Raw genomic sequence first — 22,994 nt, forward strand, 5'->3', positions numbered from 1 at the left:
TTTGACTCGGTAGGAGTTGTGTCGGGCGCGTTTGATGACGCGGGGGCAGGTCCGGTTGCGGCGGGGCGGGTTGGGCTGGCTGCGGATTTCGGTGAGCGCGTCGGTCAGGGCGTCGGAAAGGTGTTCAGGGGTGATGGCCGCCTGGTCGGTGACCTGGCGGCGCACAACGCGTAGACCTTTGACGAATGACATCCGGTCCGGGTCGTAGCCGGCGGGGTCGGCGGCATCCAGGAGCAGCGCGCGGATGGCGTAGTGCGCCAGCAGCAGGCCCCACATTTGTTGTTCGGCCAGGTCCGGGGTCTTCGAGCGGAGGACCTCACCGCGACCGCGTAGGTCGGTCTTCAGTTCGTCCAGCGCGGATTCTTCCTCCCAGCGCTGGTGATACGCCTCGGCCAGTTCCACGGCGGGCACCTCGTGCGGGTCGGTGATGGTGGTGACCACGACGATCAGGTCGCCGTCGGGGTTGCGGTCCGGGACGGTGTACTCGACCACCCGGACCAGCCGGGCCAGGTCGCCGGGAACATCGTGGCCGGCTCTGGCCTGCTCGACCAGCCGGGCCCGCCGGGCGGCGCTCAGACCGGGAGCGTAGATCAGCGCCTGGTAGGAGCCGTCGGCCAGCCAGCGCAGGTGCCCGACGGACACCGACGCGCCGATCCGCCAGGCCAGATCGGCACCAGTAGCGGCGAACGCCTGGAACAGTTCGTAGGAGTACAGGCCGGCGTCGGCCATGACCAGCATGCCAGGACCGACCGCTGCGGCAAGGTCGGCGGCCAGGGTGCGTTCCCCTGTCCGGCAGCCGCCCAACACCGCGCCGACGATGGCGTGACTGCCGCACTCCGCGAGCGCGGCGACGTGCAGCTTCGGATACGCCGACGCTTTCGGCCCGGACCCCATCCGACCGAACCGTTCCACATTCTCCGCGGTGTCGGCCACGTCGAAGCTGGTCGCGTCGATCGCCATCAACCGGCGCCGGCCAAGCCAGGCGCCTTTCGTGCCGGCCATGGCCAGCGGCACCGCGGCCCGCTCGAACAACGCTTTCACCGGCTCTGGCCCGAGTCGCTGCCGGGCCTGCGTGATCGCCGACTTCGTCGGGACCTGCCAGCCGTCGTCCCAGGAACCGAGTTTGCGCAGATTACCGACCAGCCGACGCATCACCTCGTCATACGACTCCGCGAAAAACAACCCCATCGCGATCACGTAGCGGATCATCACGTGCGCCGGCAGCCGCCGCGACCGCTGCTCCCGCCGAGACGTGCGATTGAGAACCTCCTCAAGCAGGTCACGGCTGAACCGGGCCGACACCACACCCAGTCCGACATGATCGGTCAACCGACCCCACGCCTGCGTTTGCCCCACCGATGACGTCACGGCCAGCCACCGTACCGGCCTCCACAATCGACCCCAGCTCAGCACCCTCACCTCGACTGAAGCCCTATCTGAACGGCATTGCCTCATGGCTCATTCCCGGGCTCTGAGCTTGTTCTTTAACCTCCGACGCCGTCGATGGTTGATCGTGTCCTTTGTGGACTTCGGCGTGTCGGTGCTCGACGTGGAACGGCCACCGTCCGATGATCTTTCGGTTCCCTGGCAGGACACGAAAGAGCGGATGGTGGCCGTGGCCACGATTGTGGACTACCTCGGTGGGCTGGTGTTACCCGACACGCCCGCAACGCCGCTGCCGGCAGCGTTGGCGCCGGCAGCGCGGCTGGCAGCGTTCCGCCGGGGTTTCTCCCAGTGCCTGAGGGCGCGGACGGATGCGTTGTTCGAGCTGACTGACGCCGTGTTGTGCGCGGACGGGCCGGTCACCAGTCTGGTCGAGCTGTCGCTGACGGCCGAGCACCGACGCGGTCACGGCGCTCTGTATGACGGCCTGAACTGGGGTGACATCGACATCGCCCGGCTCCGTAGAACGCTGGCCGGGCTGCCGCTGCCACGCACCAACGACGGCCGGATCGTGCTGGCGGTCGATGTCAGCAACTGGCTGCGCCCGGAGGCGGTCACCTCGCCGGACCGGCTGTTCTGCCACGTCTACGGCCGGGCCAAGGGCCAGGCGCAGATGATCCCGGGCTGGCCGTACTCGTTCGTGGCCGCGTTGGAGTCCGGCCGCACCTCGTGGACCGCGGTGCTGGACGCGCAGCGGCTCGGCCCGGTCGACGACGCCACCGCGGTCACCGCCGCCCAGCTCCGCGACGTCGTAAACCGGCTCATCGAGGCCGGGCACTGGCGCCAAGGTGACCCGCAGATTCTGATCGTCGCGGACACCGGCTACGACACCGCCCGGCTCGCGTTCGTGCTGGCCGACCTGCCCGTGCAGTTGCTCGGCCGGCTCCGCGCCGACCGGGTACTCCGGCTGCCCAAGCCGCCCTCGCGGCCGGGCAGCGTCGGTCGTCCACGCAAACACGGGCCAGAGTTCCGGCTGGACACCCCGCACACCTGGCCGGCAGCGCAGCACCAGACGACCACCGCCACCACCCGCTACGGCACCGCCGTAGCGGCCAGCTGGAACCGGCTACACCCACGCCTGACCCGCCGCACCTGCTGGATCGACCACGAGCAGGACTTACCAGTCATCGAGGGCACCCTCATCCGGCTCCAGGTCGAACATCTGCCCGGCGACCGCGACCCCAAACCACTCTGGTTGTGGTGCTCCGCCGTCAACGCCACCGCCGCCGACCTCGACCGCTGGTGGCAGTCGTTCCTACGCAGATTCGACCTGGAACACACCTTCCGCCTGTTCAAACAAACCCTCGGCTGGACCCGCCCGAAACTACGCACCCCACAAGCGGCAGACCGCTGGATCTGGCTGATCATCGCCGCACACACCCAACTACGCCTGGCCCGACCACTAGCCGCAGATCTACGCCGCCCCTGGGAACGACCAGCCGCACCCGACCGACTCACCCCAGCCCGCGTCCGCCGCGGGTTTCGGAACATCCGCCCGAACACAGCCCTACCAGCCAGCGCACCGAAACCCACCCGCCCCGGCCCGGGCCGCCCGTCCGGCTCACGAAACCGACGACCCGCACCCCGCCACGACGTCGGGAAAACGGTCAAACGCGACCTGACCATCACCGCCCACAAGCAGCGCACAGGTTAAAGAACAAGCTGAGATCGCAGGCATCGAGGCGTGGACAGTCCGATACGCACAACGCTTGAGCGGTTCGTGGGTCTGGCAGCGCTGGCCGACCCGGGTCGGCCAGCCCGAACTCCTGGCTCGACGCGAGGGTCTCACCGGCATGCTCAGGCACCACTCGTAGAAGCGTTCGCCGTTGCTTCAGCGGCGGCCTGTCGACCACGCTCATCGCTCAACAGGGGAGAAGATCTCGGTCGAAGGGTGGTACCGCCAACCGATGCGACCGAACACCATGTGCCGGTGAATCACGCGCGCCTCGTTCCGATGCTCAAGACCATGCGCTACGCCCAAGGCGCGAGCAGGGTCGATGTCGAGCTGGACGGCCATCTCAACTATCACTTCGTCACCACCTCACCCGCCGCCGCGCACGGTCGGAAGCTGATGCTTGAGGCTGGTATCAATGCGGCGGCCATAGTCGAAACTGCTGACGGGCCTCGTCGACCTGTGATCAGCCTGCGGTCAAGTCCATGGAAAGCGGGCCATGCCACCAATCCCTGGCATGACGAGTTCGACCTCGACCACGGTCACGTTCGCTACTACGGCGACCATAAACCGTCCACCATGGGACTTCCTGGCGCGACAGCGGGCAACCGGGCTCTGCTTGACGCATGGACGCTGCACGCCGCTACCGACCCGCGTGGGCGTCTCCAAGCACCACCGCTGCTGATCTATCGGTCCATCACGGTCAACCGGGACGGTCGCAGTCTTGTCAAGGGCCATATTGAGTTCTGTGGTGCCGCGATCATCGAAAGGCTCGAACACGTCGTGCAACGTGACCCGGAGTCAGGGCGCAGCTTCCCCAACCTCGTACTGGACCTGGCAGTCATAGACCTTGTCGACACAGGTGACGCTCTCGACATGCGCTGGATCGACGACCGACGTAATCCAGAACTCGACGCGGAGCGGGCCGCTCGGCACGCGCCCGCATCGTGGCGGCGCTGGATCAGAGACGGCAAAGCCGCGATCCCTCGCGTGCGACGGCGTGTCGTGTCATCCCGTGTCCGACCGGCGGAGGACCAGCTTCCAACTCCCGGTTCCACCGAGGCAGAACTCTTGCAGCGCCTCTACACCTACTTCGATGGACGCAAGCACGCCTTCGAAATGCTCGCGGCTCGGGTCAGTGCCCAGATCCTTAGTGGATCCGGCGCCCGCTACCACGACGGATGGCTCACCCGGCCTGGCGGTGACGGCGGCGTGGACTTCGTGGGGCGGCTCGACGTCGGCACACCTGCGAACAACACGCCTCTCGTCGTCCTCGGGCAAGCGAAGTGCATAACCCCTACCTCATCAATCAGTCCTGACCAGGTCGCGCGGGTCGTCGCACGCCTACGACGCGGGTGGATCGGTGTGTTCGTCACGACCGGGGTTTTCACGAAGCAGGCACAGATCGAAGTGATCGACGACCAGTACCCTCTCGTTCTGGTCGACGGGAAGACGCTCGCTGAACAAGTACTACGGATGGCGGCTGCGGACCACAACGGTGACCTCGACGCGCTCCTCACATCGGTCACGGCGGACTACGACATTGCTATCACGTACCGACGACCCAACGAGATTCTGCTCGGATAGCCCGCAGCGGTGCACATGGCGAACCAGAGGCTGTGCCACGCCGTTCGGTATCCGTCCATACTGATCAGGGGCGCGTGCCGCAGCCGTTCGCCGTCACGACAGGGTTCCAGCCCGCCGACACGAAATGCCAGGCGACCGGCCCACGGTACGGATCACCGCACTGGTCGACTCGACACACCAGGCAGGCGCTAAGATGTCGGGCTCAGTACTCGTCGCCGACGTCCGGCCGTGGGAACCAGCTGTCGATCGGGACGCGCCCAAGATAGGTGTAGCTGACGACGTCCGTGCCGACCGGCGCGAAGAGCTCGCGAGCCTCGTTGATGTAGATGCTGCCTCCTGCCCTCTTGTACCTGGACCACCCACGCACGACCTCGCTGGCGGACGCCAGATAGTCGGACAGGTACTCGTCGCGCACTCGCCCGGGACGGATCTGTCGGCGGCAGTAAACATCGTCGCCGGTGGCATTCAACGTGTACTTGACGCCGACGCGAGGGCCGGTCCAACGGTCGCCCGGTGAAAGATGACCGGACGCGATGGGGGAAATCCTCGTCCCGTCGAGATCGAACTCCAGGAACGGGTCGTAGCGGCCCGCGTACCAGGTCCCACCTCCCGCCTTGACAAGTACATGTCGCCACTCGTTGATGTAGAAGACGCCGGAGGGCGGCTCACTACGCTCGCTCTTGGCTTGGGCGACCAGCTTGACGAGTCGCGGATGCTGATCCGTCGTCAGCAGTGCCCGTTCCCGTCTGTCGACGACGTAGACGAGTCGGATCTGCCCGTCGGCGGTCACCCGGTACTTGGCGTCGGTCTTCGTGGAGCTCGGCTCAATCCAGGGGTATGCCTGCCGCTGGTGTGACACCACTATTGCCACCCTCAGTTCTGGTTCGGACAAGGAATCAGGGCTGACTCGGCCATGCGAAGCCGCCGGGCACGCGGGCGAGGAAGCGGATCTGGCCCCCGCTCGTGTAGTAGGCGTCCCCAGCCTCGTTGACGTGGAATTGCAGACCGCTTTCGCCCGTGTGGCGCCACGCGTTCAGCACACGAACGGCGTTGTCGACCAGATCTGCCGGACCATCAGACGGGTCGACCACCGCCCACTCGCGGCCGCCGGCGACTCGTCGCTCGATGACACCTCCCGACTTCTGTCTGAGGTGGTAACTGCCGCCCCCCGGTCGTTGGGACCGCTGTACAGAACGCCAGGTTCGGGCGCATCAGCCGGTGCAACACTTGGCGTATCGACGTCCGCCGCCGGTACGGGCTTGAACGGCTCGACGAGCTGTCCGACCAGCCAGGCTCGCATCGCACCGCCGTCGAAATCAGGAACCACGACGAGTCGGTGGCGACTCGAAACGCGGAACCGTCCGCCGCCGCCTTTGACTGCGGCGACCAGCCGAGCGACGTCCTGCGGGTTGGCCACTAGCTCGCCGGTGACCGTCGTGACGGAGCCGCGGGAATCAAGGCGCCATTCCGAAGCCGGCAGATCGGGTGTCCATGGCACGGGCTCCGAGGGCAAGGTCCGGCCGAGGCTCTGCCAGAACTGGTCCTCCGTCGGTCTCGGCGTCCTGGGTGGTCCTTCGCGGTCCTCCGGCTCCGTGGCACCGGCCCGCCATAGCCGGTACCGGTTGACGGCCTCGCCTGTCAGGTCGGACCAGTCCTCCTTGGCGTAGATGGCCTCGTCGACGGTGTCGTGGAGGTAGACGATGTGCATCTCGGCGTTCTTGCTGACTCCGTCGAATCGCCGTCGCAAAACTCGACCAAGGGCCTGGACTCGCTGCCTGACGCTGGAAGAGGAGGCCACAGAGATGCCGACGTCGGCGTCGGGCACGTCGATGCCCTCGATCAGCGACTTGACACTGACTAGGACGGGCGTCGAGCCTCCGGCGAAGCGTGCGAGAGCCTCCCGGCGGTCGGCCTCGGGCAGCCGCGAGTGCTCGAGGCCGACAGGGAACCCCAGACCGACCTGGGTCAAGCGGTGATGCAACTCGACCGCCTCGTCGATGCGTTCGTGGAACAACAATGCGCGGGGCGTGTCGGCCCGCCGGGCGAGACCGCTCAATATCTTCGTCACGACACGCGCGCGTTCGCTCGCGCGATACAGCAGGTCCTTCCGCTGGGCCACCATGCCCACGTAGGTGCGTGCCAGCGCGCCTATGTCGCCTGGCCGTCCGGTCGCCTGACGTGCCAGAGCGCCCGGGACGCCCAGGTCGTTCAGCCGGTCCACCAGGTCGTCGATACGTCTGGTCAGATGTTCGTAACGGCGGCGCTCCTCCGACGTCAGCTCCACCGCGTGGTGGTGCACCGTGTAGTCCGGGAGCCATCCGACCTCCCGGGCCGCCCGGAGGTCGAAGCGGTAGACCAACGGACCGAGTTTCTCACCGAGGACGTGATCGTCGTACTCGATCGGCCGCCCGTCGTCGTCGACATCGTCACGCTCAGCAGTTGCGCTGAGGCCCAGCCGGAAACGCCCTTTCGTGCCCAACACACGGCTGAATCGAGGCGCGCCTGCGCGGTGACACTCGTCGACGACGAGCATGATCGGGGCCACAGCAGCGGTCGCCAGGTCGGGGAGCCGTTCTGCTGCTGTGTTTAGAACGCTGATCAAGATCCTTTTTGATTGCAGTTCGTCCTTGTGATCGCCGTCGAGGCGACCCACATCCTGCGGTTCCAACCTCGTGTGGCGCAGCACCACGTCGCGCCATTGGCGGGCGAGAGCGACCGTCGGCACCACGATGGCCACACGAAGTTCCGGTTCGACCAGGGCTGCCCGGCGGATGCACTCCAGGGCGATGAGGGATTTGCCTCCGCCTGTAAAGATCTCCAACGTTCCGCGGTAGGCGGACGCCTGCCGGTGCGCGCCAGCCCATGTGTCTACGGCCTCGATCTGCCAGGGTGCCAGCTCCACGCGTCGTGGATCGGCCAGGCGGTACACCGACCCGTCCGGCTCGCCGTCTCGGCAGTCGCCCTTCGAAGGGTTTTCCGGCGTGCTCATATCCGCTCCGCCGACGCGGTACGAAGCGCGTCGACGACATCGCCGAAAAGTCCCGGAGTCGTGTCGTCGCCGACCACCAGCACGCGGTCGAGCAGTACGTTCGAACGCTCGCAGGACGTTTCGGCGACCAAGCAGCAGCCGTGGCAGCCAGCGAGGTTCAAGCTGCCCAATCCCTGCCCTCGGCTCTCTCGGCACACAGGGTCTGCGGAGCACCAGGACGCTTCTTCGAGTGCTGACAGCAGCGTCTGCGCAAGGCGGGGCGGCTCGCCCTGTCGCACAAGTCCACCGAGGGTACCTTCAGCATCGCCAGCGGCCGTATAGATCAGAAACCCGGCTTCCGGATCCGGGCCGACGGCGGAGTAGACGCGTTCACGGAGGGACGCCGCCGAATAGCCGCAGGAGAAGGCCAACCGCCGGATCAACAGGTGCGCGAGGGTGTGCAGAAGCACGGACCTGGGTGACACCTCGACGAACCGTGATCCGATGTGGCTGTCGCGCCGGCGCCGCTCCAGGATCTTCGCACGGGCCACAACGGTGTCATTCTGCTCCCATGAGCTCAACCGCTGCTCGGCGAGGGAGAGGAAGATCCCCTCGCCGAACGACTCGACCGCCGGCAGCCAACGCGCGCGACCGCGACGTCCGAGGTGGACAGGAACCACGTCCGCAGCAAGATCGTATCGGCGGTACCCGTGCAGGACCCGGACCTCCCGTAGGCGGTGGACCAACACGACATCCCGGACCGTGTCGGCGAGCAAGCTGTGCACGCGATCGCCACCACCGACTACGAGCTGGGTGGAGGACACGACGAAGTTCGGGCTTCCGGTCGGTTCTCCGCGTGCGGCTGTGGCCTGCATGAAGGCCTGCCACTCGTCGTTCAGCAGCCCTGCTCCGATTCGGCGGGCGTCCGCCCCGGCGTCGCCACCACCATCGGCGACGCCACGAGCGACCCGCAACACGAGGTCCTCGGTCACGCCGAGGTCCTCCGCGATCAGGCCGATCAGTATCGAAGCGCGCGGCCCATCGGGAGCAGTACGAACGTCGTCGAAGTTGCGGTGCTGCCGGATCTCGGCCTCGACGTTGCGGGTGGAAACGGATGGCTCAGGGATGTCCAGCGCGGTGGTCGTTTCCGGAAGTGTGACGTTGGTGGCTCCGCGCTGGAGTACCTCGAGCCGTTCGTCGCACGAGAAGCTGCCCTGTTGCCATGGTTGGGATCCGGAGCATCGCACGCCGATTCGCTTCAGGGAGTCCCGGCTCGGCAATTCGCCGAGGTGCCGGGACGCCCGGCAGGTCATGCAATGGACCACCAGGCTGGACAGTCCTTCGGACCCGCCGCTTCTTGTGTCGAAGCGTAGCTCAGGTCGGCGGCACCGCCGCTGATCCTCGGTGTCCGCCTGCGAATGCGCCCACCGGTCCCAGGGAACGTCCATGGCATGTCCGCGTCGTGCACAGACCGCGATGAACCGCATGGGCACCATGTGCCCACCGCAATGTGCGCATTTCGGCGCCTCGCCGATCTCCTCATGGCCACGGGCGAAGCGCATGCGTCGACACTCCTGGCAGAAGATCCAACGTGGAAATCGTTGGTAGGGAATCCCGGGCGTGTGCTTGGACGGGTAGGAGGGGACGCTGGGTGGCGAGCGCAGCTCCTTGACGCCGAGAGCCTCTTCCAGCCGCCGTGACTCGACCCTTCTGGTCTTGGCGTAGGGCCATTCGCTGATGTCGACGCCCATCAGGGACTCTCCCAAGACGTCGAAGACGGAGCCCACCCCGAACGGGGAGACCACTTGGCTGAGTCTGACGGTCCTCATGTTGGACCCGCCCCCTTGTTCACAGCGACTCCCCCACGGCCACCACGCGGACCTGCCGGTCGACCGATCGCATCGAGTGCATCAGCTCCCATCCGTCCCGCTGCTCCCCAAAGTCTTTGAGCAGCGCCGGGCCGTCCTTCGACTCGTACTTCAGCCGCTCGCCAAGTGACTCGGCTTGCCGGCTGCGGTGTTCCCATTCGCCGACGAGTCGATGCACCTCGGCCTCGGCCTGCTCGGCCTCATCGGGATCGGCCTTGCGTGCGACCGCGCAGAGCTTTGCCATGGCTGCCTTCGCGAGTGGGTCATCGGCCCGGAAATCACCGGCTTCGTCATTGCCGCGTAGACCCACGCCGTGCCTGACGAGGAGAACGAGCGCCGCCCGAAGGGACCTGTTGCGCGAGGCGAGTGACCAAGGGGTGACGCTCGTCGGCTCTACGTGGCGATAGAGCGCCTGGTGGTATGCGCGGAACGCCTCGTAGTGAGAACGGTCACGAGGCTTGCTCGCTCGCAGCAACGTCACCACTAGTCCGGGCACGTTTGCCCGTCCGACACGGCTTGTCGCCTGGATGTACTCGGATGTGGTCTTGGGTTGTCCGTTCATCAACATCATCCCGAGCCGGCTGATGTCGATACCGACCGACAGCATGTTGGTCGTCGCGATGAGGTCGACGGCCTCGGGGTGCTGGACCGGTCGTTCGAGCCGCGCCAGGAGCTTGGGGAGCTGATTGGCGTGCACGTTGCTCGTCAGCTCCACGATCCCGCCCCGACGCAGGCTGCGCGACGGGCGGTCCTCGCTGTCCCGGGCGCGAAGCATGCTCTCGACGTCGTCCCGGGCGATGGTGACGGTGCGGCCGAGTTCACGCAGGCTGTTGTGGTAGGCCACGACGGTCCAGTACGCGTCCAGCGCATCACCCTCCAGACCGAGATAGCGGGGCCCCTGCAGCAGTCCGACGCAGGTGAGGACGGTGGCGAAGGCCTGTGTGTGTGCCTGGGGCATGAGACCGACGTAGAGCCTGCCCGGAGCGTCGTGATCCGTCTCTGCAAAGAAGCTGTTGTCGGCGGTGAGGCCGCTCGGCGGGAAGAGCGCCACGTCGGAACCGAAGAGGCCACGCACCTGATCATTCGCCGCCCGGATCGTCGCGGTGGACGCCACGATCTTGGGTCGCGATCCCTGCCATCCGATCAAGCTCTGGACGGCGGATTCATAGAGCGCGACCGTGGTGCCCAACGGTCCGGACAGCAGATGCAACTCGTCTTGAATCACCAGACTGGGCGGGTCGTAGGGCACGCTGTCGAGGCCGAACAGCGACCCCGCGTCCTTCACCCAGGGAAGCCGTGCCAGCTTGTCCACCGTCGCGACGAGCAGTGTCGGGGGATCCTGAAACATCTGCTCGTCGACGACACTCACGGGGAGCAGGTCGTGGAAAGGGCACTCGTCGTGCGGGCAGAACAGTTCGAAGCTGTGCTTGTTCGACCGCACACCGTATGCGCCGGCGTCGTGCTGTCGATTGCGCGGGAAAAGTGGGGTGCCACACCAGGGACAGGACTGGATCTGGAAAGGGCTCTCCGGTTCTTGTGCCTTCCTGAGTTCCGTCGTGGCCTGGTGGGCGTCCTGAAAGCTGTTGGGCGTGGTTTCGCCCCCGACCCAGAGGCCGATGCTGAACGGCGGTGTGTCCCGAAGTTCCGACCTCCTCTCGCGCAGCTGCTCCAAGGCACACATCAGCGTCGCGGCGCGTTGGAACTGCTGGGCGGTCAGCAGCCGCAGGGTGTACCGCGTGAGGACCGCGGTTCCGCCGCCGCGGATGCCGCCGTACAGGCGGCGTCGGATCATCTCGAATGCGGCGAGGCCGAGGTACGCCTCGGTTTTACCCCCACCGGTGGGGAACCAGATCAAGTCGACCGTCTCGCGGTCGTGGTGCGTGTCCAGGGCCGTCGACGCAAGCGACAACAGCTGAAACCCGAGCTGGAACGGGTGCCAGGCAGGTTCTTCGACGGGAAGCTGTCGTGCCGCCAGCGGAGCACCCCGACTGCCCGGCAACCTCCTCGCGTGGCTGCTCTGCAGCATCTGCTCGCGCATGGCGAAGTTTGCGAGCCTGAAGGCGAGCAACGGGCGTCCGTCGTTGTCGTCGCCCAGCAGGTCGATGCCCTCCCTCATTCGGTCGGCCGCGCGCTGCATCCGTCTTAGCAAGCGATCGGCGGCCGGCTGGTGTCGTTCCTCGAGGCTTTTCGCCTCCGTCCCACGTTCGCCGATCCACTCCTCATAGGCGAGGACGAATTCGTCCAGTTCGGCGCAGAGCAGTTCGACCGGCAAGGTCTCGTCGGCCAGACGCGCCAGGCTGAGGATCGGCAGATTCAGCCCTTTGGCCCTGACAGCGGGGACGATGGTAGCCGGGAGCATGTCCGTCGATACGGCGGTGACGGAGCTGTCGGAGCCCGACTCCCAGGTCACCGAGCACCCGTGGCCGACGCCGTACGCGCGGCGCTCGCGATAGAGCAGGCGGAGTTCCTCGTCTTCCTCCTCGGCGCTGAGCTCCTCGCTGGTGGGGTAGGGCAGGATGCTTCCTCCGATGGCCTCACACCGGACGCCGACCTGGAAGAGGCAACGATCGGTGGCAGGCGGGGAGTCCGCCTCGTCCTGTATCGCGAGATTCTCCAACGCGACGGTCACGAGCCACCGGTCGCCGGCAGGTCTCCATACCGCCACGAGTCGGGCACGGTTCTCCAGGACGTCGTGTCTCTGAACCTGCTGTTGACCATCGCTGGCCGAGAAGGTGACCGGCGCCTGCACTAGCTGTCGCCGCCGCCAGCGATCCGTGTCGATCCCGCCCGTAGATCTTTCCGCTTCGTAGACCGCTGCTGTGACCGTGCACTCTAAGGCGACGGCATCGCACAGGAACGAGACTCCTGCTGAGGCGGGGTGCCAGGCGTTGGCGAGCTCGACGGGCTCGTCCAATTCGTCGTCGTGTGGGGCGTCGCCCAGAACGCTGCCGTCGAGCGCTTCTGCCGAACCGCCCCGGGGATAGAGGGTGCCGACGAGGTAGATGCGATCGGGCCAGCCCTGGACGACCTCCTCCTCACCGCCCGCGGGCCCGAGGTACTGCTGTCGTAGGTAGTGCACCAGGTCGTCTCTGGTCGCAACCAGCTCGTGGTCCTGCATCAGTTCGGTCCTCCTGGGGCCGGCCCCTCTGCAATCTGTCGCCAAGCTCGATCCGAAACCGCCAGCCAGAGGCTGATCCGTGGTCGGGTCATTGCCACGTACAGTCGTGCTTTGGACAGGGGATCGTGAGTGTCGTCCACGTCCACCACGCAGACGTGAGCGGCTTCCAGTCCCTTGATTTCCGCGGCGGTGACGAGCCGTGCGGCGCTCACTGCCGGGCCGATGCCTCCGGCGGCTGCAACGAGTCGTCCGTCCCTGTAGGCCTTGGTAGCCGTCGCCGTACTGTCGGATGCCTGGTCGCACATGGTCACGACGGCGACGTCGGCCATGTCGACGTCTTCTCTCCGCAACCGCTTTAGTTGGGCGTCGAGCGCGAGTGCGGCTGCGCTCCTGTCTGGACAGCGCTTGTACTCCACCGGCGGTCCTTCGCCGGCGCGGGCGACCCCGAGGTCCGCGGCTGTGACTGTCTGCGTCTGGTGAACGACGGTCGCGGTGTTCCGGCAGTTGAACGGCAGTTCGACCACCGATGAGAGCGCCGCCAACTCGTCGAAGCACCCACGGTCGAACGTCCCGTCCACGTTCGCCTGATTGTTGGGGTCGCAGAACGCGCGCCATCGTCCTGATGACCAGCCGCCGACAATCAGGGCGTCCAGTTGCAGCAGGGACTCGACGTTCAGGATGTCCTGCGCCTCGTCGACGACGAGTACGTCCACAGGGTCGCTGTCGAGTGCTGCGTCGAACGGGACGAACATGACGTCCGTACCGCGGAGCTGGTCCCTGAGCGCCGTTACAAGCGGTTCGGAGCGACAGGTGAGCATGACGCGATGGCCTTGCCGCGCGGCACGCCGGGCCGTTTCGGCGGCCAACAGGGTCTTGCCCGAACCGGCTCCGCCGATGCAAAGGATCCGTGGGTTGCGCTCGGCGCCCAGCAACAAGTCGTACTGGCGATCGGCCAGCCGGACGTACTCGTTCTCGAGGCCGACGACGCTGGTTCGGAGGGTCGGGACGCGGTCGAAATCGGGCCGGAGCACTCTCAGCAGGTCGCGGTACGCTCCTCCGCGGACGGGTCGACCAACCTTCTTCTTCCAGAATCGGCGCGTTTCCTCGAGGGCTTTCTCAATGCCCGTCACGCTCATCGAACGGACACCGGCGTGCTGCTGGGGTTCCCACTCGAAATCGTCACCGAGTTCCTGGTCGGGCGTCACGACGAGGTACCCGAATGCGACGTCCAGGGCGGGAAGCCGGCCCTGCAGCCGCGATTCGAGTGCGAACATCGCGGAGCGTGCCTGCTCGAACGGGCCCTCGCGTTTCTCGGTCATCTCGCCGTAGCGGTCAGTCACGGTCCACATTCCGCCGTGTCGGCCCAGCCGACCGCCCTTGACCTCGACGACCAGGACCGCGTCGTCCCATACGACCAGGAAGTCTACCTCCGACATCCGCTTGTACTCATGTACAGGTAGATGCACCGAGTAGAGACACGTTGCCGGCTCCGGCAGCTCGGCCTGTGCGAGCAGCTTGCCGACGCGGAGCTCGGCGGTGCTTCCGATACCGGCGAGCCGGTCGAGGTTGGGAATCAACCTCACCTGAGTCGACTCCCCTGCCGCTCCCAAAGATAGTCGAACTTCTGGTATGCCAGGCGTTCGCCGAACTGCCCGAAGGTGTCTTCGACGTTGACGATCAAGCACTCCTTTTTGCCGCCGTTCGCCGGCCCACGCAAGCCTCGACCGACCATCTGCAGATAAGCGTTCGGGCTGAACGTCGGCCGGGCGATGTACAGGGCCCGAACGCTTGGCGCGTCGAAGCCCTGGGTGAGCACGTTGCAGTTGGTCAAGACCCTGATGCTGCCTGCGCGGAAGGCCTCGATGCTGCGACGTCGCTCCTGGATCCGGGTCGCGCCGCTCACGGCTGCCGTGTCGATGCCGCGCACCCGCAGCAGTGCGGCGAGCACCTGTGCCGACAGCACGGATGAGGTGAAGACAAGCACGGGCCAGTCGTCGCGCAACGAGGCGATGTCGTCCAGCAGCCGCAGTGTCCGGGCTTCGTCTCTGCCCAGCCGGTCCAACGCACCCTGTGGCAGCTGGCCGGTCTTGCGCGCATACTCGGTTTCGGTCGCGTCGAGTTCCACGTTCGCACCGTCAAGGACACGGTGCTCGACCCGCGACAGGACGCCTTGAGCTTGCAAGATGCCGTACGGGTCATCTCCCAGGGCGTCCAGCAAGCGGTTGTTGAAGCGCGCCGCGAGTCGTTTGTTCGCTTCTTCGCCTGTGCCCTTGAACGGGGTGGCCGTCAGGCCGAGGAGCGGACGAGTGGTCTTGCGCGAGTCGAGGCCGAGCCATCTCAAGGTGGCCGTGTAATCCTTGCCGGTCGCCTCATGGGCCTCGTCGATGACGACCACGGACGGATCGCTCAGCCATTCGTAGTCGTCCTTGTCCCGGCAGACGTCGAGCTTGGCGTTCGTCGCGATCACCACCATAACCTCGTCGTCGCTGGATGCGACCTCGTTCCGGCTCCAGAGCCGGCACAGCCGGAGCGGCCTGCGATCTCCGAATTGCCTCCAGACCGCGCTCCACGTCTGGACCGCCTGTTCACAGAGCTCCTCCCGCTGCGCGATCCACAACAGCGGTCCGGTCAGGCCGTCCTCGACGAAGGCGTGCACCAAGGCTTGAACGGTGACGCGGGTCTTCCCAGCGCCCGTCGGCAGGAACAGCAGCGCACGGTTCGGATGCTTGATGAGCTCCCGAATGTCTTGAGCCAGTTTCTCCTGGTAGGGGTGCAAGCGATTCAAGTCGGGGGCCCGGGAACGGTGAGGTCGGCTTCCAACTGCTGCCCTCGCTCCCCTGCGTACTCGGCGGGAAAGCCGAGTTGCCGGACGAAGCTGACCGCCGGTGGAGAACCTGCCCATTGGGTCGGTACAGGGAACCCGGCTTCCTCCAGTTCGTGGCGGAGCTCGCGCAGCACGTCATACCCATGTACATGGAGCAAGAGCTCCGCCAGTTGGTGGTCGCCTCCGTCCTCTCCGATGCGTCGAACGGCCTGGAGCAGGCCGGCGGGCAACTTCGACTCGATGGTGCGCGTGTCGACAAGCCTCAGGAGTTTCTTGGCAGGATCACGCTCGACGCGGCATGTCGCGATGCGTGACTTGATCTGCTCATCCTGCGCGTCGCTGAGAATGCGTGTGATGCTGGGGTTGGAGAGCTGGAGTTGGAACTCCTCGGCGAGTCGAACCAAGAGGTCCTCGTCCTCGAGGCTCGCCAGGTAGTAGACAGTATTCCCGTCTTGCGCGAGGTCGACGGGTTCCCGGTCGATGCCGCCTGTGGCCGTCACCTCCCTCGCCAAGCCTTGACACTCCACGAGCTCGAGCCCGTCTAGGCGCCCGCTAGCAAGGGGGCGGAGCCCTCGGAACCGGTCGAGGAGGATCACCGGCCCTCCCGGCGTCTCCGGAACGATCTCGACCCTGAGTTGCGCGGAAGCTTCCCGGCAACCCCAATTGTCGATGAGCAGTTGTGCAGCCTCGGGGTTGTCCACGGCGACGTACGGCAAGCGCCGTCCCGACAAGGCTCGAAGTTCCTCCTCCGCATGCACAAGGAGAACTTCTTCTGGCGCCGCCAGCACTCCTGACGTTCCGGACAATGCTGGTATCTGCGCGGGGGTCTCCTCGAGAAGGGAGCGTGCGGCAGCGGTCAGCAGTTGTCCGAGCCGCCACGCGTCGGCTTGGACAGGTACACGGGTCATGAACTCGCGCCAGACGCTGGTCGGCACAGCATCGAGCGTCTTCGGCAGGGCAAGCTTCTCGGCCGCTGCGCACTGTGCGACCGGGAGCAGGGGGGAGTACTCGATGAGTGCTCTACCAAGGGCCTCCTTCGCTGGGCGCGACCCCCAATCCGTGGCCAACAGACCGTACGTGCTCGCGGCCCAGAGGTGAGGCGCCCGTACCTCTCGGACGAACGGGAAAAGGCGACGGTTGGAATGTCCCAGCCGAACCCGCTCCGGTGCCTCCGCCTCGAGAAGCGCATGCGTCCATGCCTGCCTCGACGCAGGGTCCTGGGTATCCGCAAAGCGTCGAAGCAGATGCAGCGGTCCAACGGCCTCAGCAGCGTCGAAGTGAAGCAGCTCGAGGTCGGGACGGCCGCGAGGCGGCATATCGCGCAGATACAGGTCTCGCACGATACGCAGGTACTCCAAGTATGTGGGGTCGTGCAGCGTGGCGTGGGCAACAGCCGGTCGAGCGACCACGCCTACCGCACGAAGAAGTGCCGTATGCAATTTGTGAAACTCGGTGTCCACCGTAAGCGAGGCGCTGCGGGGCTCGACGACCTCAGGGATGACGACGTTCCCTACGGTGTGCCAGGACTTGTCCATGCAACGAACACAGAGGCGACGGCCGAGGGTGACGTGGTTCTCGAGCAAGCTCTGTGCTTCCCCCACGGAAACGTCGTCGACGAGCTTCCAGAATGCGGTCCATGCGTGGTCACCCCAGCCCCGGTCCACCTTCTGCAGGAGCTTCCTGAGCTGCAGTGCTGGCTCCACATTCCGGAACCCGAGGCTCCGCAAGGCGTCCTCTGTATCGTGGCCGTCCAAGAACGACGCGCGGACCAAGCTGAGGCCAGCGGTGGAACTCAGGACATCGCCTCGCAGGAAGACGTCGTCTGTGCGGTCGAGTCGCTGCAGATCGCCTGAGCTGTCCGGCAGGACGCGGGCGGCCAGCATGTCCTGCCGGGTCAGGTCGTCCCGAACGGTCGCCACGATCTGCAGTGCTGACCAGCACTGCTCGTCGGTGCCGTTCGGCACCACCATTTCGAGCCATCCGGCGGCGCCAACCTCAGACTCTGAGGCTCTGTTGTCCTCGACCCGTACGAGCGAGCGCAGGCGTGCTCGGCGTGTCGGTGTTTGGTAGCACGACCAATGCGGCACATGCGTCGGTCGGCCGGGAGCCGCGTGCCATGCGCGATGCGTGGCCGGCTCGAGACGCAGATCGAAGTGAGGCACACGCAGGCTTGTCGGGGGTTGTAGCTGCCCTTCGGCGTCCGGAACGCACCGCGTCTGTGCGGCTATGCGCGGGACTCGATCGGTCAGGTACCGATCGGCGTGATTGTGGGCCTCCCGCCCCCGCGCAGGGAGGTAGTCGAAGTGTCTGGCAGGGTCATCGCGCGTCGCAAGCGTGGTCACTCCGGCAACGATCAACTCTGCGGCGACCTCGCAAAGCTCCTTGTTGAAGACTCCGGTGAGCAGGTTCGTGCGGTCGTCGTTGACCCTCCATGGCGCGTTCAGGATGCCGCGTGCAGACGTCTCATCCGCCAGCGGGAAGTAGGCCCAGAAGCGGCCGAGTTGCTGCGAGTCGGCCAACGGAACGGCGTACGAAACTCGAATCTCCTCGCGTCGAATCGCCTCGCTGACCTCGGCCAATGCCTCGTCCGAGGGACGGTAGGTACGGTGCCACACCCGCCAGTCGGCTTGCTGATCGGCCTCACCCTCGAGACGCAGATCGCCGGACGGCTGCTCCACGCATCTGTGCTCGATCTCGAACCGTGAGTCGGTGTCTCCGTCGATCGTCAGGCGTAGGGCGGACACGTTCGGCACGAACAGTAGAAACTCGCGCGGGAAGTCGCGCAGCTCCTGCTCGAGACGCGGGCGGTCGTTCGACAGCGGAAGGCGGACCACCGTCTGCGCCCAGGAGGCAAGCTCCCGCAGGATCTCGTCCGTCTTCATCTCGTAGTCGATGTCGACGAGCGATGGAAGGCGCAGGACGGGGAACCGCCGGGCGTCCGGCGCGACGGCAAGGAGGTCAAGCCGTGACCTTTCGGCGTCGAAGTGGAAGCAGACCGACCTACTGAAGACGGCGGGGTGGTGGCTTACCCCGAGGACGGACTTGAAACCTAGACCGAACCGGCCGATCTCTTCGCCGCGCTTCGGACTCAGGAAGGCGTGGCTAACGGCCTCGAGACCGGCCTGCGTGAAAGGCTCGCCTTCGTTGGCGCAGTACAGCGTGTCGTCCGTCAAACGCAGTTCGACGCGTCCCCGTACGCCGCTGCGATGCAGCGCATCTGCGGCGTTCTGGACCAGTTCCAGCAGCTGCCGCTCCGCATACCCGCCGGTTCGATAGCTGTCTTCCTGGTTGGCGTGCTCTGCGACCAGCAGGGGGTTGGCCCGGTATGCCTCAAGAACCCGCCGCCGATGGTCCTCGATCCAATGCACAAGAGCGGGATCGGACTGTCCCCATCTCCGGTCCTCACTCATTGCCACTCTCCCGGGCCGAGAGGACCGCTGCAAGAGAAGTGTCTGAAGGTTTCATCGTAGTCCTGCGCCACAATCGCCCAGCATTTCCAGCAGTCCTATTTTGCATCGACTAGTAGCTCATGAGGCTATCGATGGTGACGATGCTCAAGAAGCAACCCAAAGACGGTGATTCCGTCACATGGCTCATTGTCCACTGCGAACGACCGAGGCCATATCGTCCGGACGTGCCTAGATGTCGAGCTGGTTCCCAACGAATACGAGGGCCTCGGCCTCTACCTCCGGTCGATCACCGGTATTGACCGCGAGGCAGCCAGCGCCGCCCTCGACCGGTTCCAGCGGGGCGCAAACCTGAACGCCAGCCAGCTACACTTCCTCAACCTGCTCACCGACTTCCTCGCCCGGAACGGCCTCGTCAACGCCAGCCAGCTCTACGAAGCCCCCTTCAGCGCGTGGTCAGCGGCGGGCCGGAAGACCTGTTCCCCGAGGAGGATGTGGACGCGATCGTCGCGATGCTTCGTGACGTGCGGTCGACAGCCGTACCTGTCGCGGATGCAGTCTGAGCACAGTAGGTCGCCGGCGAAGTGAGTGCTGCCGTGCAGCCATCCGCATCGGATGAGAGCACACCATCGGGCTCGCGTAGTCGGCGCGGTTGCGGACGGCTTGAGGAGCTAGGCGTGTGTGCGGGCGAACACGGCTGCCTCGGCGATCAGCGAGGGCAGTTCCGGTGGTGTGGCGAGCGCGGCGATGTCGGCGACGGCGACCCAGGTGCAGCCGCCGACCTCCTCGGCTTGATGGGTGACCTCGGTCGTCAGCGCCCGGCAGACGTAGACCATGTCGATGTGCTCGTGTGCGCCGACCTTCCGATCAGTCACGGGCATCGTGATGATCGTGAACGGTGACGCGACGGACCCCACTGCCGGGTGCCGGAACGGTTCCTCCGTGATGATTTCTACGTCGATGCCGGCTTCCTCGCGGACCTCTCGGACTGCGGCTTGGGCTGGGTCTTCGTTGGGGTCGACGTGCCCGCCGGGGTACAGCCAGAGGCCGATCTTATTGTGGTGTACCAGGAGTACCCGGTCGGCGTAGTCGAAGACGACGGCGGAGGCCGTGAAGTGCCGGATCTCGGTCACGGTGACTCGCTTTCGCGCTGGGCGATGGCGGCGACGCATTCGGCGATCCACCTTAGTGCGGCAGCGTGCAGTCCTGGGTGTACCGGGAGCTGGATCGTGGTCGTGGCGAGGTGTTCGGCGTTGGGGCACGGCCTGGCGTACGGGGCGAATAAGGGCTGCTGGTAGAGCGGCCGGTAGCCGTAGCGGATCGAGTCTGGCGGGAGGCCGGCGTCGGCGAACCGGTGTGCGACCTGCGTGCCGGGCCCGTCGGTGGTCAGCACCAGGTTGTAGTAGTTCGGCTGGTCTCCGTTCGGGTAGGTCAGCTCGGTAAGCCGTCCGCCTTCGGGTAGCTGGTCCAGGATCTGGTGGGCGTTGGCGTGGCGGGTGGCGAGCTGTTCGGGTAGGCGGGCGAGGCGGAGTAGACCGATCGCGGCGAGCGGGCCGGCGAGCTTGTAGTTCACGCCGTGGGTATTGCCGCGCAGGTGCCCGAGCCGGGTGTAGTGCTCGATCCGTTCGTATAGATCGGCCCGATCGGTGAGCACGAATCCGCCCTCGCCTGTGGACAGCAGCTTCCGGTCGTGGGTGGAAAAGCAGCCGATCGTGCCAGTGGTGCCGGCGTACCGGCCGCCGGTGATAGTGCCGTGGGCCTGGGCGGCGTCCTCGACCACCGGCACGCCCGCGTCGGTGAGCAGTGCTCGGGCGTCGGTGTCGTCGGTCGGGTAGCCCCATAGCGGAACCGTGATGGCCGCTTTGGTGCGTGCGGTGAGTATCCCGCTTACATCGTCGGGGTCGAGTGCCAGTGACCCAGGGAGCACGTCCACGATGACCGGGGTGGCTCCGCAGGTCAGGATCGGCATCGCGGTGGGGATCGGCGCCACGGCCGGCACGATCACCTCCGTTCCCGGACCTATTCCGAGCGCGACCAGCGCGGTAGGCAGGGCGGAGCTGCCCGAGTTGACCGCGACGGCGTAGCCGACATCGAAGAAGTCACGCAGCGCGTTCTCGTAGGCTTCGACCTCTGGCGCGCCGCCGGAGAGCGTTCCGCCGTCGAATAGCTCGGCGAGCGCGGCCAGTTCGGCTGACTCGACCGGCGTGTACCGGTCATTGACCGGGTGCGTGGCGTCGAAGGCGGCCGGCTCGTGCAGGTCAGTTGTCATAGGTCAGCACCACCTTGATCGTGTCCTGTGGGTTGTCGCGGATGAGTGCGTAGGCGTCACCTGCCGAGCTGAACGGCACCCGGTGCGTGATCAGGCCATCCACGTGGAGCGCGCCGGAGCTGACCAGGTCGCGGGCGGTCCGGTTGAGCCGGTCCAGGTCCCACAGGGGGTGCTGGCGGTGGGCGCAGCCGTTGACCGTCATGGACGAGATCAGGGTGATCCGGTTGCGGTGGTACTCCTCGCCGAGCCGGAGCCCGGGCTGCTCGCCGTGGTATGACGCCACGGTGGCCACGCGCCCGCCGGGGGCGAGGGAGCGGATCGCCTCGTGCAGGCCGCGGTAGGAGCCGGACGCCTCGATCGCCGCGTCCGCGCCGGCAGGCCCAGCGATACGCCGAACCTCGGCCGCGACATCGGTAGTTCTCGCGTCGACCGCGTACGCGCCCAGGGACAGGGCGGTCTGCAAGCGCAGCGGATGCTGGTCAACCCCGATGACCTTTGCCGCCCCTGCTCGCTGTACGAACTGGACGGTCAACAGGCCGACCGTGCCGAGGCCGGTGGCGACGACTGTGTCGCCGAGTTGGATCGCCGCGTCGTGCACGCCGCCGAGGGCCACCCGGGCCAGTGGCCAGAACACCGCCCATTCGACCGGCACATCTGCCGGCACCAGCCCGGCACGGGCAACGTTGCTGGCGACGATGTGCCCGTCCGCGTGTGGCCGGTCCAGATACACCGCGTCCCCGACCTTCACGTCGGTAACGTTCGAGCCGATCTCGGCCACCTTGGCGACCGTCTCGTATCCGGGCGCGACCGGATAGTCCCGCCCCGCGCCGTCCAGGTACACCCGCCGATCGGCATCCCAGGTACGGTGCTGCGCTGCTGCCTCGCCCCGCAGCCAGGCCATCTCGGTGCCGTGGCTGACACCGGACAGCACCGTGCGCGCGTACACCTCATCCGCGCCCAGCGCTGGCAGCCGTTCTTCGATGACCTCCACCCGGCCAGGCCCGGCGAATAGCAGCCGCCGGCAGGCGGCGCCGCGGTCCAGGGACGGTGCCTGAGTCACTGGTTCTGCGCTGACCACAGCCGTTCTCCTCTGCTGTCCAATGCCTCAAATACGTGATCTGCCAGTTGCGCGACCACGGCGTCGTCGAAGACGTCGAGACCCGCAGCGTCCACGGCCAGGACCGGCGTGCCGCAGCCGGGCAACACCGCGTCGAACGCTGCCGAAAGCGCCGCGAAGTACTCCTCGGTCAGGTCGCGTTCCATCTGCCGTCCCCGCCCCGCAACGCGGGATGCCAACGTCACGGGGTCGGCGCGCAGATGGATCAGCAAGTCGGGTGTGGGGAGGTCGCTGGCCCACAACGCGCACGTGCGCGCCACCCGTTCTTGATCGGCCGGCTCAAGCGTGGCCGCGGCAAACGCGGTGGTCTTCACCATCGACCAGTCGGCAAGTATCGAGCCTCCGGCCGCGAGGTGTGAGCGGATCTCGCGGAGCTGGACCACCCGCAACGCGACGAAAGTCAACTCGGTCAGCAGACCATGCCTGCTCGCCTCCTCTGAAGTCGCAGCGGCGTACAAGCGTGGCAGGAACGGGTTGGCCTCAAACGGATCGAAGAACGGCTTTGCGGAGACCAGCTCGGAGAGTCGGCTGACCAACGTGGTCTTGCCGACACCGGTCGGTCCTTCCACCGCGACGAAGAACGGTGATCTGCCCGCCCCCACCGGGTTGGCCGCACCGTTTCTGGGGTGGGGTACCAACCTCAAGCCCTCGCTAACCATCGAATCCACATAGGACATATGGCCGCTCCTATCTTGCCTTGTGTAGCTCCCGTCCCGAGTTA

14 protein-coding genes and 1 pseudogene are annotated in these 22,994 nt (G+C 66.3%); 3 read left to right on the forward strand and 12 right to left on the reverse strand.

The annotated features are described in order from the left end of the window. Nucleotides 1-126: 126 nt before the first annotated feature. Nucleotides 127-1,374 (reverse strand): annotated as a pseudogene (locus tag Pflav_RS35915) (IS4 family transposase); the annotation flags it as partial. A 139-nt stretch (nt 1,375-1,513) separates the two neighbouring features. Between Pflav_RS35915 and Pflav_RS35920 the strand changes: the two are divergent. Next, on the forward strand, nt 1,514-3,097 hold the full coding sequence (locus tag Pflav_RS35920) for an NF041680 family putative transposase (protein WP_232072296.1): 1,584 nt from the start codon (nt 1,514-1,516) through the stop codon (nt 3,095-3,097). Nucleotides 3,098-3,373: 276 nt separating this feature from the next. Next, nucleotides 3,374-4,702 (forward strand): restriction endonuclease, encoded by a 1,329-nt coding sequence (locus Pflav_RS35925; RefSeq protein WP_232072298.1) that lies wholly within the window; start codon nt 3,374-3,376, stop codon nt 4,700-4,702. A 202-nt stretch (nt 4,703-4,904) separates the two neighbouring features. Here the strand turns inward: Pflav_RS35925 and Pflav_RS35930 are convergent, their stop codons facing one another. The 7 genes from Pflav_RS35930 to Pflav_RS35960 all read right to left on the reverse strand — a co-directional run bounded on the left by Pflav_RS35930 (nt 4,905) and on the right by Pflav_RS35960 (nt 18,890). Next, nucleotides 4,905-5,564 carry a hypothetical protein gene (locus Pflav_RS35930; protein WP_173041130.1) on the reverse strand — a complete coding sequence of 220 codons (660 nt, stop codon included), beginning with the start codon at nt 5,562-5,564 and terminating at the stop codon, nt 4,905-4,907. A 171-nt stretch (nt 5,565-5,735) separates the two neighbouring features. Then, nucleotides 5,736-7,691 (reverse strand): DEAD/DEAH box helicase, encoded by a 1,956-nt coding sequence (locus Pflav_RS35935; RefSeq protein WP_173041131.1) that lies wholly within the window; start codon nt 7,689-7,691, stop codon nt 5,736-5,738. Beyond that, nucleotides 7,688-9,499, reverse strand: a complete 1,812-nt coding sequence (gene drmB / locus Pflav_RS35940; protein WP_232072300.1) for a DUF1998 domain-containing protein — start codon at nt 9,497-9,499, stop codon at nt 7,688-7,690. The genes Pflav_RS35935 and drmB overlap by 4 nt, the downstream gene beginning before the upstream one ends. A gap of 19 nt (nt 9,500-9,518) precedes the next feature. Further along, on the reverse strand, nt 9,519-12,656 hold the full coding sequence (locus Pflav_RS35945; RefSeq protein WP_173041133.1) for a helicase-related protein: 3,138 nt from the start codon (nt 12,654-12,656) through the stop codon (nt 9,519-9,521). Then, nucleotides 12,656-14,239, reverse strand: a complete 1,584-nt coding sequence (locus Pflav_RS35950; RefSeq protein ID WP_173041134.1) for a nuclease-related domain-containing DEAD/DEAH box helicase — start codon at nt 14,237-14,239, stop codon at nt 12,656-12,658. The genes Pflav_RS35945 and Pflav_RS35950 overlap by 1 nt, the downstream gene beginning before the upstream one ends. After that, the gene (locus Pflav_RS35955) at nt 14,236-15,432 is read right to left on the reverse strand and encodes a DEAD/DEAH box helicase (RefSeq protein WP_173041135.1); all 1,197 of its coding nucleotides are present in this window, start codon (nt 15,430-15,432) and stop codon (nt 14,236-14,238) included. The genes Pflav_RS35950 and Pflav_RS35955 overlap by 4 nt, the downstream gene beginning before the upstream one ends. Before the next feature lie 5 nt (nt 15,433-15,437). Then, nucleotides 15,438-18,890 carry a sacsin N-terminal ATP-binding-like domain-containing protein gene (locus Pflav_RS35960; RefSeq protein ID WP_173041136.1) on the reverse strand — a complete coding sequence of 1,151 codons (3,453 nt, stop codon included), beginning with the start codon at nt 18,888-18,890 and terminating at the stop codon, nt 15,438-15,440. 186 nt (nt 18,891-19,076) lie between these two features. Between Pflav_RS35960 and Pflav_RS35965 the strand changes: the two genes are divergently transcribed. Further along, nucleotides 19,077-19,475: a type I restriction-modification enzyme R subunit C-terminal domain-containing protein gene (locus Pflav_RS35965; RefSeq protein ID WP_173041137.1), complete on the forward strand. Its 399-nt coding sequence runs from the start codon at nt 19,077-19,079 to the stop codon at nt 19,473-19,475. Between the two features lie 83 nt (nt 19,476-19,558). Here the strand turns inward: Pflav_RS35965 and Pflav_RS35970 are convergent, their stop codons facing one another. Genes Pflav_RS35970 through Pflav_RS35985 form a run of 4 tightly spaced genes read right to left on the reverse strand, consistent with a single transcriptional unit; the run spans nt 19,559 to nt 22,950 of the window. Continuing rightward, nucleotides 19,559-20,020 (reverse strand): NUDIX hydrolase, encoded by a 462-nt coding sequence (locus tag Pflav_RS35970; protein WP_232072302.1) that lies wholly within the window; start codon nt 20,018-20,020, stop codon nt 19,559-19,561. Continuing rightward, nucleotides 20,017-21,156: a DegT/DnrJ/EryC1/StrS family aminotransferase gene (locus tag Pflav_RS35975; RefSeq protein ID WP_173041139.1), complete on the reverse strand. Its 1,140-nt coding sequence runs from the start codon at nt 21,154-21,156 to the stop codon at nt 20,017-20,019. Before Pflav_RS35975 ends, Pflav_RS35970 begins: the two co-directional genes overlap by 4 nt. Beyond that, complete coding sequence (locus Pflav_RS35980) at nt 21,146-22,216, reverse strand: zinc-binding dehydrogenase (RefSeq protein WP_232072304.1); 1,071 nt, start codon at nt 22,214-22,216, stop codon at nt 21,146-21,148. Before Pflav_RS35980 ends, Pflav_RS35975 begins: the two co-directional genes overlap by 11 nt. Continuing rightward, a complete protein-coding gene (locus Pflav_RS35985) occupies nt 22,213-22,950 on the reverse strand; it encodes a deoxynucleoside kinase (protein WP_173041140.1) in 738 nt (245 codons plus the stop codon). The genes Pflav_RS35980 and Pflav_RS35985 overlap by 4 nt, the downstream gene beginning before the upstream one ends. Nucleotides 22,951-22,994: the final 44 nt, after the last annotated feature.

It is taken from the genome of Phytohabitans flavus (assembly GCF_011764545.1).
Lineage (GTDB): Bacteria > Actinomycetota > Actinomycetes > Mycobacteriales > Micromonosporaceae > Phytohabitans > Phytohabitans flavus.

Excerpts from the sequence above, each read along its gene's own strand:
- Pflav_RS35935 (WP_173041131.1), bottom strand. The coding sequence starts at position 7,691 with ATGAGCACGCCGGAAAACCCTTCGAAGGGCGACTGCCGAGACGGCGAG.
- drmB (WP_232072300.1), bottom strand. The coding sequence starts at position 9,499 with ATGAGGACCGTCAGACTCAGCCAAGTGGTCTCCCCGTTCGGGGTGGGC.
- Pflav_RS35945 (WP_173041133.1), bottom strand. The coding sequence starts at position 12,656 with ATGCAGGACCACGAGCTGGTTGCGACCAGAGACGACCTGGTGCACTAC.
- Pflav_RS35960 (WP_173041136.1), bottom strand. The coding sequence starts at position 18,890 with ATGAGTGAGGACCGGAGATGGGGACAGTCCGATCCCGCTCTTGTGCAT.
- Pflav_RS35975 (WP_173041139.1), bottom strand. The coding sequence starts at position 21,156 with ATGACAACTGACCTGCACGAGCCGGCCGCCTTCGACGCCACGCACCCG.
- Pflav_RS35985 (WP_173041140.1), bottom strand. The coding sequence starts at position 22,950 with ATGTCCTATGTGGATTCGATGGTTAGCGAGGGCTTGAGGTTGGTACCC.